Below are 12,456 nucleotides of genomic sequence, written 5' to 3'. Positions count from 1 at the left end.
CCTTGTGATCTATCTCATAGAAATAACACTATTCTAACATTTCAAGAGTCTTAGTGAAATGCCTTTACCCTAAAAAAATAAAACCGAAGAAAATTCCTTCGGTTTTATTACACAACTTCGTTGAAAGTTGAAAGACCTTGTAACTAAAGCATCGAGGCAGTGATTATGAACCTACGCCAATACAGTCTCAAGGTCAGGCATCAATATCTCGAACACAGAACCATGTTGAAGAATCGTAACCCCACGTGATTTATCTTTCATAACCACAACTTCTGGTTTCTGTGACATGCGCTCCAAGTAGAACTCAGGTACTTCTCCAGAGTGGCTAACCGTAATACCTTCTACTTCCTTTTCTTCATTCTCTTCAAAAACAGTTTCCACAACATTCTCAAAAATATCGGAGAACGCTTCAAAATTATTTGTGTATACAGAAATGCACTTCATCTGACATCCCATCCCATCTCTAATGTTCAACTATCCTATATTCTCTTTATCTTTCCTGATTTGGGCCATCTTCATACGTTTTTTGCCTTCACGACATACGTCAAGAAGCGGACAAATTTGGCACTGTGGATTTTGAGCCTTACAATGATAGCGCCCAAAGAAAATAAGTCTATGATGAGTATCCGTCCACTCTTCGCGAGGAACCTTCTTCATCAGCTTTTTTTCCACTTCGAGTACAGAGTCTTTCCAACCTGCTAAACCCAGTCGTTTGGATACTCGCTCTACGTGTGTATCTACTGCAATAGCAGGAACACCAAATGCATTAGACACGACAACATTCGCCGTCTTTCGCCCTACTCCTGGAAGTAAAATCAATTGATCATGTGCTTGAGGAACATCACCGTCATATTGTTCAATCAATATTCGGCATAAATTCTGAATATGCTTGGCCTTATTCCGAAAAAGACCAATACGTCGAATATCCTGCTCCAGTTCCTCAAGAGGAACTGAGATATAATCTTTAGGTGATGTATACTTTTGAAACAAATCTTTGGTGACCTTATTTACCGTCTCATCTGTACATTGAGCAGAAAGTAATACGGCAATTGTCAGTTCAAAAGCGTTACTATGGATCAATTCACAATGCGCCTCAGGAAACATTTCTGCTATTGTATTCAGAATGTGGCGTACCGTTTCAGACTTCATGATGAATTCCTCCTGCAAAAAAACCGTCATGATACAGGAAGTACCCCCCGTATCAAGACGGTGTATTTCATGACCATTCCCAAAGCAGATTATTGTTTCTGTATCTCCACAATAACGTCATTGTTTAAATACACTACAATATTATCATTTTCTTTGAGAGATTGCACGAGTAATGTCGTGTCACCTTGATGAATATATGCGTTTGGTGACAAAACATAACTATTAGTATCTGTCGCACTTTGTCGTTTAACGAATAATTCCTTGGTCACACTATCATATTTCCAGAAATCACGATTTGCTGAATTTATAACTTTGATAATCGAAGTTCCATCCATATCTTTACGCAATTCCACACGATCGGTTGGAATAAGACTATTTAAGTTAATATTAGTAGTTCCAGCACGAACGATTTTAACAGCACCATCTACCTTAAAGACTTCTGTGGTACCATTGTAATTTTTAAATGTCACATTCTTAGTTGTCGCATCAACTTTCAGCACTTCGCCTGTTAATAATTTAACTATTTGTGCTGAAGAAACCGTGTTACCACTGAAATTCACATTTATAAACTGGCCTGCTTGCAGATCAGAAGCTTTCAACGTTTCTCCACTAATTCCTGTAATTGCTGCTTGATCAAAATAAACTAAGCTAGTAGTTCCACTATTTTTCAAATAGACTCGATTACCTGTATCCGTAGACGCGACTTCAAATTGACTGGAAGATTTAACATTGATTTTAAATGCAACACTCTGATTGTTTGAAAGCACCAATGATACTTCGCTTCCAACTTTCACATCAGATATATTCAGATTACTCTTACCATGCCACTCAATCAAAGGTGATTCATAACCAACAATAACACTATTCCCTCCAGCCACTTGAAGGGTAATTTTCTTGGTACTTGTATCCACCACAGTCACAATTCCATCGTATTTATTAATAACTTCTAGTGATAACGCGCGGTTACTTATATAACTCAGATTAATTTTACGAGTACTTGTTAAGAGTGGTTCAATGCCAGCTAACGTAGGAGTTGCCGCATTATAAATCAACTTAGTCTTGTCATCTAATGTTACGACAAATGGCTTATTATTGGAATCCAACAGAGTCAATATCTTAGTCTTTGAATCATAGGATACAACAGTTGAAGAAGGTTTCTGCTCCATTTGTCTATTCAGTACAACAATCTTTTTAACTACTTCTTTAGAGTCCAAAGTCAATTCTAATTGATCACCCGCAGAAACATCAGCGATCAGATCAGAAAGTACAGGTTTATCAATGCCACTAATCACAATTTCAGGTTTATCAGATAGAAGTTTAACTTCTAATGAACCTCCTGTTTTTTTATAGGTAATCGTATTCCCGTTAGAACCAAGTTCATATAGAGAACCAAGAACCTTGCGCTCAACAGCTTGAGTAACTTCTACGGAACGAATCATATTGTTTTGAATTGTATAGTTAATCGTTGAACCTATTTGCAGTTCCGCTGGAGTCAATATTTGATCATGGTAACGAATCATAGAAGAATCATCCCATTTGTAACTTTCAATGCTACCTGCAGCATTCTTTATTCCTATTGTCTTAGAATTAATCTCTAGCGTTTCCAACGTTCCTGTAGCTGTCTTATTCACAATGCCTGTTTTCACTTGAACAATGAGAATACTCTTATTCGTAGTGTAGTTTTCACGTTTAATAATAATTTGACTTCCCGCAGTTAAATCTTTAGATTCAATCTTATTCCCACTCACATCTAGGAAAACGGTGCTGCTATCATAATTATATGAAGCAAAACCTTTATCGTCAGATACCCCTAAAGAATTACCTTGGAATAAGCGTTCAAAGGTAGTCTCTATACTCTCTACTTGTTCCTTTGGATCCGTCACTTCTACGTATACAGCTTTGCCAGCATTCTCAACGACCATCACTTTAGAATATATTTTAAGCTCAGATAAGGGAATCTTCTTTTCTGAAACACTAGTATAATAAGAAGTCGCACTATCTAACGAGAAATTACGTACACTCCCATTAATGTATAGACTAATAGCATTGTCACTCAGTCCTGTAACAACACCTTCCTCAGAATTAGCATATTTCGTATCCATGAATGCTTCACCACGGCTGAAGAAGGTCGCTAGCTGAGCACGAGTTACAGATCCCAACGGGTCGAAGAGATTTCCTTCTACACCTGTAGTTAACCCCATCTCAATTGCTGTGTTCACATAACCAAGTTTGGATGCGGAAATTTTACTATTATCCACAAAGGATGTTGCTTTATTCGCGAATGAGGCAGCCTCACTTTCCTTTCCAATAGAGCGCACTAACAATTCAGTAATCCATTCGCGACTTGCTCTTGTCTCACCCCAAGTCGTTTTCGATTTAGTATCATCCACTACTAACTTCGAATCCAACAAATTCTTCTCGATCGCTAGCGTGACAAACGGCTTGAAATAATTATTCACAGTTGCATTAGCTGGCCAAGTTACTGTGGTTCCTGAATTTAATTGATCCTGAATATTCATGAACCGAATAGCCATTGTTACTGCTTCCTGTTGTGTTACATAATCATTAGGTCTAAATAAACCCTTGTCACCTAAAAGAATACCTTGAGACGCTAATTTATAAATGTGCTTTTCTGCCCAGAATCCACTCTTTACATCGCTAAATAAGCTGCTTGTTGTAACTGATTGATTCGTAACCATGGGTGTTGTCACATCTCCGGCAAAGGCAACCGTTCCTGAGCTCAAAGTCACCATACTGACGAGTATAGCTGACACTACTTTTTTAGAGTTTATAGAATTACTACGTTTAATAGAATTACTTCGTTTAATAGAATTACTACGTTTGGACTGCATATGGTTTCCCCTCTCTAAATCAAAAACTCCTACTACAAAAATAGTATATTCGACATTTGAGCTCTATTTCCTGCTTTTTTTTAATTCTTCATCATGGGATGCTCTAAATCGACATGCCCCATTAAACTTTCTACTTGTTCTCCATCTACAAGAAGTTCTATCGATTTCACTTCTGCAAATTGAAAAAACGTGTTTTGTAGAGCTTCGAGTGCGAACATCTCTCCACCTGAACCAAGACGCGCTTCGTCAGGAAGATGGATATCCATCGTCATAGCTCCCTTATTAATTTCGATAGATTTCAAATCTACCTTACCCCATAAAGGTACTAGTTCATCATTACCGCTAGTTTGTAGCGCCATAAAGGCTACTTTATATTTTTCTAGATCATCCTTAAATGAAATTTCTTGTTTAGACGATTTCAATTCCATTTCCTGCGTATCCGTATAATACACTGTGATCGTTTCTTTATTAGATGACGTTTGATTCTCTACCACATTACCTTTGTCTTCTGCACCCTTATCTAGGGTACCATCATCATCGTCATCATCAACAATTCCTTTTTCTTCGTTCTCTGTTACCGTATTACTTGCATTATTTCCGTCCGAGGCATTCGTTGTTGGAGCATTCTCTTCAGGTACAGTCACAATTCCAGATTGATCTTCATTCGGGACATTGTTAAGCGCTACCTGTGGTTTATCTCCGCAACCTGTTCCAATAACTACGACTAACGCTAGGAGTCCCGTACACCACCCTATTTTATTCATGATCTTCCTCCTAAAAGTTTTGTATCGATACTTCATGATATACTTCGTCAAAACTCACATCAGAAGCATTACCAAAAGTTTTGTAGCGATACTTCTTGATATACTTCGTCAAAACTCTTAAACATTAATTTACTCCAAGGTATTCCTTGATTCCATCCACAATACCTTGAGCCACCCGATTTTGCAGGCTATCTGTAAAGAGTGCAGACTCATTACTCTTATTACTTAGGTACCCAGCTTCCAGTAAAACAGCAGCCATATTCGTCTCACGAATAACATGGAAATTCCCGTAAAGAACTCCGCGGTCTGTGAAACCAGTAGCTTTCACGATATATTTATGCATAACATTAGCAAACGCCTTACTACTACTATTCTTATAGTAAGTTTCAGTTCCTGCTGCGGTAGAAGACCCAGCACTATTTGCATGTATGGATACAAATACATCCGCATTTAAATCATTAGCTATTTTAACACGTTCTTTTAACTCTAAGAAGATATCATTACTTCGTGTCAGAACAACGTCTATATTAGATTCGTTTTTTAGTAATTTCTCTACTTTAAGTGCAACGGCCAAATTGTAATCTTTTTCTTTCTTTCCTGTTATACCAATAGCTCCTGGGTCTTGATTACCGTGTCCAGCATCTATAACAGCGATTTTTTTACCATTCCCACCCACCTGTGGTACTCCGGAACCCGAATTTGACGTATTTAAATCTACAATAAGTAAACTGCCTTCAGCATATAATTTATAATTTTTAGCATAATTCAAATCTATCACAATTCTCACTGTCGATGGGGAATCGTTATAGAGGGAGTAACGAATTGTAGATACATCACTATAACCCATCACAGAAAATGTTCCTTGTGAATTACTATCTAGTTGATTACTTGATCCAAAAGTTTCTGCAAACTTAGCATAGGGTATATCAATAATAATACGGTCAGGTGAAGACATAACGGATGCCTTAGGCTCTATACTTCCCGTAGTAGAAATGATTAAACGATTGTCACTGAAGTTTAGACCGTCTATTGTTGCTAAGTCACTGCTTGTTGTGTCGTCAGGGTTAGGTATTGTTCCTACGGTTCCATCATCCGTGTTTCCTGAACCTCCAGTAGGAGAAAACATATATACTCTCTTAGTTGTGTTATCCCAGTCAACTTGAAGTCCCATTTGTTCACTAACAAAACGAATAGGTACTAATACGGTATCTGTTTTTAATACTGGACCGATGGGCAATGTAACTTTACTTCCATCCACTGTAGCAATTTTGTTATTTACAATAAGCTGTATCGTTGTCTTGTTATTTTTTATAGTTACCGTGCGCGCCTTTTGCTCCCATATAACATTAAATCCCAGATTCTCCACGACGACACGAACTGGAATCATAATATTGTTATTAATCATTTCAATTTTAGCATCTGTAGCTAAGACAAGTTCCTTACCGTCCAAATATATATTTGAATGTTCAGAAGCAGCTTGTCCCCTACCAGGAAATGCCATGACGAAGATGATGACCATCATCAACAAGCTAAATTTCTTCATTATTCACCCTACCATCCTTTATTAATTTTGTAATCTCTCATGCATTAGTCCTGGTCTCACATCCTTTCGATGGACAACTATTAGACGCAATTCTGTGCTAAAGGTTGCGAATATATTCCTTTTTTCGAAAAAAATATCCTACTTTTTCACTATACAACATACGCAATCATGAAAATATCCCCAATTAATCCAGTTTGAATTGTCGGAGGAAAATGGTTATATTGTCGAACTTTATAGCAATAATCCAGATGCGCGTGTAGGTCACAAAACGGCCGATCCCTCTTTTTCTTACTATAAGACACATATTGCAATGAATGAAGAGCGTATTATTACAGCTGCTGTAATTACGAAAGGTGAAAAAGGCAATTGGAAACAACTTCAACAATCAGTAGCTAAATTAGGGATATACGTTTGTAAAGTAGGACATATGGCAATTCGCGAGGCATTTACGCGGACAAAGAATGTAGGACAAATCAAGTGAATACGTTATAAAATTGAAGCGAAAAAAGTAAATTAAAACACAGACACGGGTATGAACATTACGCAAACCGAAAATAACGTTCACTTCCGATTGTAGTATCAGAAATGAACGCTTTTAGTGGTTCCTCATAACAAGATTATCTATTATCTAATCTCTTAGCATTGGATGTTCTAGATCAGCATGACCCATTAAAGTCTCAATAGATTCACCATCTACGAGTAGTTCAATACTTTTCACTTCATCAAATTGAAATAACGTATTTTTTAATGATTCTAAAGCAAATTGTTCACCACCCGCTCCCAATCTTGCCTCATCTGGCATATGGATATCCAACATTACCATCCCTGCATTAAACGAGATAGTTTTTAACTCCATTTTACTCCATAAGGAAATGAGCTCAGGATTACTATCATTTTGTAAAGCTTTGAATGCCTTTTGATATTTCTCAATGTTATTTGCGAATTGAATCTCATCTTCAGCCTTTTTTAGTTCCATCGCTTGTGGATCTGTAAAATACACCTGGATTTTTTGGCTTTCTTCCTTAACCTTATCATTACTTGCCGTCGCTGATACTTCTTGGTTATTCGTTGAACCCAGAACCGTTTGCGCACCTGAATCGCTCAATGGCTTCTGTCCACACCCTACACCTATAAACATCATAAGCGACAATATAAGGGTACATCCTACCTTTTTATCCACTATGACCACATCCTTCAGAAAATTCTCTTCTCTTTATTTATTACCCAAATATTCTTTAACTCCATCAACAATAGCCTGTGCAACTAGATTTTGTTTTTCTTCAGAGAATATAACCTGCTCATCCGTGCTATTACTTAGGAATCCAATTTCCACAAGAACGGCAGGCATATTAGTTTCTCTAATCACATGTAAACTATTATTCTTAACACCACGATCACTTAGACCTGTTGCTTGGACTAAATATTTGTGTATGATATTTGCTAGATCTTTACTACTAATTCGTTCGTAATAATATGTTTCTGTTCCACCTGGTTTCGATGAAGGGTTACTATTACCATGAATGGATACAAACACATCAGCATTTAATTCATTTGCCAATTTCGTCCGTTCAGAAAGAGTAGGATAAGTGTCACTATCACGCGTCATCACTACATCTATATTCGATTCCTTAAGAAGAAGCGCTTGCACTTTCAGACCTACTGCTAAGTTAAAGTCCTTCTCGTGCTTTTTCGTGACACTTAGCGCTCCTGGATCTTTCCCTCCATGACCTGGATCAATGACAACAACCTTATGTCCCGAATTAACAACAGGTGGAACAGTGACTGTCTTATTGTCTTCTGTAACGTTCAAATCAATAACTATCATATTAGAATCCAAATCATAATTTAGTTGAAACGCATTAGCATTATTTAGTGAAATAACAACGCAAACTGCGTAAGGATCACTTGGAATCAATGAATAACTTACTTCCGACACATTAGGATTCTCACCAACTTCCAATTTACCTTTCAATCCCGGATCCAAAGGTTGCACGGTCCCAAAGGAATCCACGAATGTGGTATTTGGTAGATCCACCACAATTCGATCAGGATTCTTTAATGTTGAAACTGCAGGCTTAACTTCTCCGTCTAAAGATATAATAAGCTGATTATTGACAAAATTCATTCCACTAACATGGTTTAATGATGAACCTTCACCTGTACTTACATCTGAATCTCCTGAAGGTTGTAAGTGATCTTGTGTACTTGGAGATCCTGTACCTACTTGTTCATCGTGGAAAGACTCTTTATTGCCACTCGTCAGATAAACCGTCTTATCTACATTGTCCCAACTCACGACAAGTCCCATTTGTTCACTTACGAATCGAATAGGAACTACAACAGTCTCATTCTGAACTTGAGGAGCAACATTTAATATGACTTGTTTCCCTTCCACTGTTGCTTCTTGCTTATTAACCGTTAGGAATATTATCTTTGCATCTTGTTGGATCTTGACACCTTGAGACTTTTGGTCCCAATCCACCTTAAACTTCAGATTCTCAACAACTACACGAATCGGAATCATAACATTCTCATTCATGACTTGAACTTGGACATTAGAAGGCATACTAATTTCCTTACCATCAAGAATGATCTTTGACTGAACCGTTGCTGCGTTACCTTCATTTGGAAAACTGATAATAAAGAACACACATAACAAAATAAATAAGCTAAATTTCTTCATCATACACCTCAATTGTACATTTTTTGTTTTAATCTAGTAGTTATTTCTCAACCCGATTTGCTCAATGCTAACAATATTCTACCTATGTATAGGCAAATCCTCCTTTAGTTACATTTTTTCCCTTGAATATTTTAACTATTACGACATTATCATGAACTCGTTCATTTGTTGTCATCCTTTGTAGAATATTGGTATCAATGAATGACATTTAATATATGATGTCAGTCTGGTCAATTACGAAACAACAAAAACAAGCCTCTGCGCCCTCAATGGGAACAGAAGCTTGTTAAGATACTAATTTATTTAAACGATTATGCTAATGCGAGATTAGCACGTTTTTGCTCATACGCTGTGATCTCAGCTTCATGTTGCAACGTTAGACCAATATCATCAAGACCCTGCAATAGGAACTGACGACGGTGCTCATCGATGTTGAAATCAATGTGAAGACCATACTCATCTGTTAGCGTCTGATTCTCAAGATCCACATTCAATTGATATCCATCATGAGTTGCTGTACGTTGGAATAAATCTTCCACTTGCTCTTCAGACAACTTTATCGGCAAGATACTATTCTTGAAACAGTTATTATAGAAGATATCTGCAAAAGAAGGCGCAATGACACATTTAAAACCATAATCCAAAATCGCCCATGGTGCATGCTCACGTGAGGATCCACATCCAAAATTAGCTCTCGATATGAGTACAGACGCACCGCTGTAACGAGGTTTATTCAGTTCAAAACTGTCAATATCGTTTCCTTCCTGATCAAAACGCCATTCATAAAATAAAAACTGACCAAACCCCGTCCGTTCTATTCTTTTTAAAAATTGTTTTGGAATAATAGCATCTGTATCAACGTTGACACGATCTACCGGGCCTACAATCCCTGTTAATTTAGTGAATGCTTCCATAATGATTAGCTCCTCTCTTCTCTTTTAGTTCGCTATTTCCGTTTTGAAGTTCCACTCGCGAATATCTACGAATCTACCTTTAACAGCAGCCGCTGCTGCCATAGCAGGTGATACTAGATGTGTACGTCCACCACGACCTTGACGACCTTCAAAGTTTCGATTAGATGTAGAAGCACAGCGTTGTCCTGGTTCAAGAACATCTGGATTCATTGCAAGACACATACTACAGCCTGCTTCACGCCATTCAAATCCCGCTTCAGTAAAGATTTTATCAAGTCCTTCTTCTTCAGCTTGGATTTTAACTTTCCCAGATCCTGGTACGACGATGGCTGTAACTCTATTGTCTACACTATGACCTTTCGCTACAGCAGCTGCTGCGCGTAAATCTTCAATCCGCCCATTCGTACAAGAACCAATAAATACATAATCAATCTCAATCTCCGTCATTGGAGTTCCTGGTTTAAGATCCATATATTCAAGTGCTGCCTCAGCAGCTTTACGTTCATTTTCTGTAGGTAATTCAGCAGGTACAGGCACCTTCGAAGTAATATCGGTTCCCATTCCAGGACTTGTTCCCCAAGTCACTTGTGGAATCAGTGTATCGACATCGAATTCCAACACAAGGTCGAATTCAGCACCTTCATCTGTACGCAGTTGTTTCCATGTCTCAACAGCAATATCAAAATCCGCTCCTTGAGGTACATGCTGACGTCCACGCAAATAGTCAAATGTCGTCTGGTCCGGAGCGATCATTCCTGCTCTAGCCCCACCCTCAATGGACATATTACATACAGTCATACGCTCTTCCATTGTCAATGATGCAATAGATTCACCTGTATATTCAATAACATAACCTGTAGCGAAATCTGTACCATATTTAGCAATAACACCAAGAATCATATCTTTTGCTGTAACTCCTGGATTTCTTTTTCCAACAAAACGAATTTCCATGGTCTTCGCTTTGGATTGTTGTAAACATTGAGTTGCTAGTACGTGTTCAACTTCACTTGTACCAATACCAAAAGCTAAAGCTCCAAAAGCTCCGTGAGTTGAAGTATGGCTATCCCCACACACAATTGTTTTCCCTGGATTCGTAAGACCCAGCTCAGGGCCCATTACGTGAACTACCCCTTGCTCTACCGTATTCAAGTCGAACAATGTCACACCGAAATCACGACAGTTCTGTGATAGTGTATCGATTTGTTGTTTGGAGATTGGATCTTTAATGTTGAAACGATCTTTCGTTGGTACGTTGTGATCCATGGTTGCGAAAGTTAACTCTGGTCGACGCACCTTGCGTCCACTTAGTCGAAGTCCTTCAAATGCCTGTGGAGATGTCACTTCATGAACGAGGTGCAAATCGATATATAGGATACTCGGCTTGCCCTCTTCCTGATGAATGACGTGATTATTCCAAATTTTCTCAAACATTGTCTTTTTACTCATCATATTCACCCCATCTTAAATTCGAACTTTGGAAGATTTGCCAACAGAAGGCATCTCTTGAATGAATCAATGATATCACCGTTGTCTTAATTGTTCCAAGATATAATATCTATAAATGCTATAGGTTTGAGCTATAAGATGTTAAAATAAAAAAGAAGTAACTCACAAATATTAGAGGATGATGATTTCATGGAACTAAGACAATTACAATATGCCCTACAGATCGCTGCTGAACGTAATTTCTCCCGAGCTGCAGAAAAGTTACATATTGCTCAGCCTTCACTCAGTCAGCAGTTATCCAAGCTTGAGAAGGAAATCGGTGTGCTTCTTTTTCAAAGAAATACAAGTAGTGTAGAACTAACCCATGCTGGAGAAGCCTTCATGGAAAAAGCACAGAAAATCATCGATGAAGTAGAGTTATTACGTCAGGAGATGTCCGACATCTCACAACTTCGTGGTGGAAAGGTTGTCGTAGGAAGTATGCCGATTACAGGTTCTCATCTCCTTCCTTATGTGCTCCCAACATTCAAACGATCTTTTCCGAATATAGAAATAACCCTACTAGAAGATTCATCAATGAATCTAGAGAAGTTAACCGCGCTTGGAAAAACAGATCTAAGCCTGCTCTCTCTCCCTCTTGTAGAACCTTCTCTAGCCTATGAGATTATAGGAGAAGAATTGATTGATCTCGCTGTACCAACAAATCATCCACTTGCTCTAAGAGCTACAGCCAATAACATGCCAGTACCGGTTCAACTAGAAGAGCTCAAAGGAGAACCCTTCATTATACTTAAGAAAGGTCAAGGTTTTCGAAAAATGACCATTGAACTTTGTCAGCAAGCAGGGTTCGAACCTCATGTCGTATTCGAAAGTAACAATATGGAGACCATTCAATCTTTGGTTGCAGCTGGCATGGGTGTGACGCTCGTCCCACGCTATATCGCTCGTGCACCTAGATCAGAGTTCGTCCCTATCTATTTACCATTGGCTGATCCTGTACCTTACCGAACGCTTGTCGTCGCTTATAGAAAGGGTCGTTATCTCTCCAAAGCCGCTGAGGCTTTTATAGAGACTTTCAAAACCTCAATGGCGGATCTATAAGTTT

11 protein-coding genes are annotated in these 12,456 nt (G+C 38.3%); 2 read left to right on the top strand and 9 right to left on the bottom strand.

The window, feature by feature from the left end; all coding sequences use genetic code 11:
• Positions 1–171: 171 nt before the first annotated feature.
• From AC1D69_RS02805 to AC1D69_RS02785, 5 genes are all read right to left on the bottom strand, one after another.
• The gene (locus AC1D69_RS02805) at positions 172–444 is read right to left on the bottom strand and encodes an NAD/NADP transhydrogenase alpha subunit (RefSeq protein WP_495454617.1); all 273 of its coding nucleotides are present in this window, start codon (positions 442–444) and stop codon (positions 172–174) included.
• A gap of 30 nt (positions 445–474) precedes the next feature.
• A complete protein-coding gene (gene nth / locus AC1D69_RS02800; RefSeq protein ID WP_495454616.1) occupies positions 475–1,149 on the bottom strand; it encodes an endonuclease III in 675 nt (224 codons plus the stop codon).
• Between the two features lie 89 nt (positions 1,150–1,238).
• The gene (locus AC1D69_RS02795) at positions 1,239–4,001 is read right to left on the bottom strand and encodes an S-layer homology domain-containing protein (protein WP_495454615.1); all 2,763 of its coding nucleotides are present in this window, start codon (positions 3,999–4,001) and stop codon (positions 1,239–1,241) included.
• A gap of 80 nt (positions 4,002–4,081) precedes the next feature.
• Complete coding sequence (locus AC1D69_RS02790) at positions 4,082–4,765, bottom strand: GerMN domain-containing protein (protein WP_495454614.1); 684 nt, start codon at positions 4,763–4,765, stop codon at positions 4,082–4,084.
• Positions 4,766–4,889: 124 nt separating this feature from the next.
• On the bottom strand, positions 4,890–6,308 hold the full coding sequence (locus AC1D69_RS02785; RefSeq protein WP_495454613.1) for an N-acetylmuramoyl-L-alanine amidase family protein: 1,419 nt from the start codon (positions 6,306–6,308) through the stop codon (positions 4,890–4,892).
• 199 nt (positions 6,309–6,507) lie between these two features.
• Here AC1D69_RS02785 and AC1D69_RS02780 point away from each other — a divergent pair, with 199 nt between their 5' ends.
• Entirely contained in the window at positions 6,508–6,789 is a 282-nt protein-coding gene (locus AC1D69_RS02780; RefSeq protein ID WP_495454761.1) for a hypothetical protein, read from the top strand.
• A 147-nt stretch (positions 6,790–6,936) separates the two neighbouring features.
• On the opposite strand, the gene AC1D69_RS02775 is transcribed toward AC1D69_RS02780, so the two are convergent.
• From AC1D69_RS02775 to leuC, 4 genes are all read right to left on the bottom strand, one after another.
• Complete coding sequence (locus AC1D69_RS02775; protein WP_495454612.1) at positions 6,937–7,488, bottom strand: GerMN domain-containing protein; 552 nt, start codon at positions 7,486–7,488, stop codon at positions 6,937–6,939.
• A 33-nt stretch (positions 7,489–7,521) separates the two neighbouring features.
• Positions 7,522–8,994, bottom strand: a complete 1,473-nt coding sequence (locus AC1D69_RS02770) for an N-acetylmuramoyl-L-alanine amidase family protein (RefSeq protein WP_495454611.1) — start codon at positions 8,992–8,994, stop codon at positions 7,522–7,524.
• A gap of 308 nt (positions 8,995–9,302) precedes the next feature.
• Positions 9,303–9,905: a 3-isopropylmalate dehydratase small subunit gene (leuD, locus tag AC1D69_RS02765; RefSeq protein ID WP_495454610.1), complete on the bottom strand. Its 603-nt coding sequence runs from the start codon at positions 9,903–9,905 to the stop codon at positions 9,303–9,305.
• 24 nt (positions 9,906–9,929) lie between these two features.
• Positions 9,930–11,351 carry a 3-isopropylmalate dehydratase large subunit gene (leuC, locus tag AC1D69_RS02760; protein WP_495454609.1) on the bottom strand — a complete coding sequence of 474 codons (1,422 nt, stop codon included), beginning with the start codon at positions 11,349–11,351 and terminating at the stop codon, positions 9,930–9,932.
• A gap of 189 nt (positions 11,352–11,540) precedes the next feature.
• On the opposite strand from leuC, the gene AC1D69_RS02755 reads away from it, so the two are divergent.
• The gene (locus AC1D69_RS02755; protein ID WP_495454608.1) at positions 11,541–12,452 is read left to right on the top strand and encodes a LysR family transcriptional regulator; all 912 of its coding nucleotides are present in this window, start codon (positions 11,541–11,543) and stop codon (positions 12,450–12,452) included.
• Positions 12,453–12,456: the final 4 nt, after the last annotated feature.

This window comes from Paenibacillus sp. Y301, from assembly GCF_059445505.1.
This window is presented reverse-complemented; position numbering and strand designations above follow the sequence as displayed.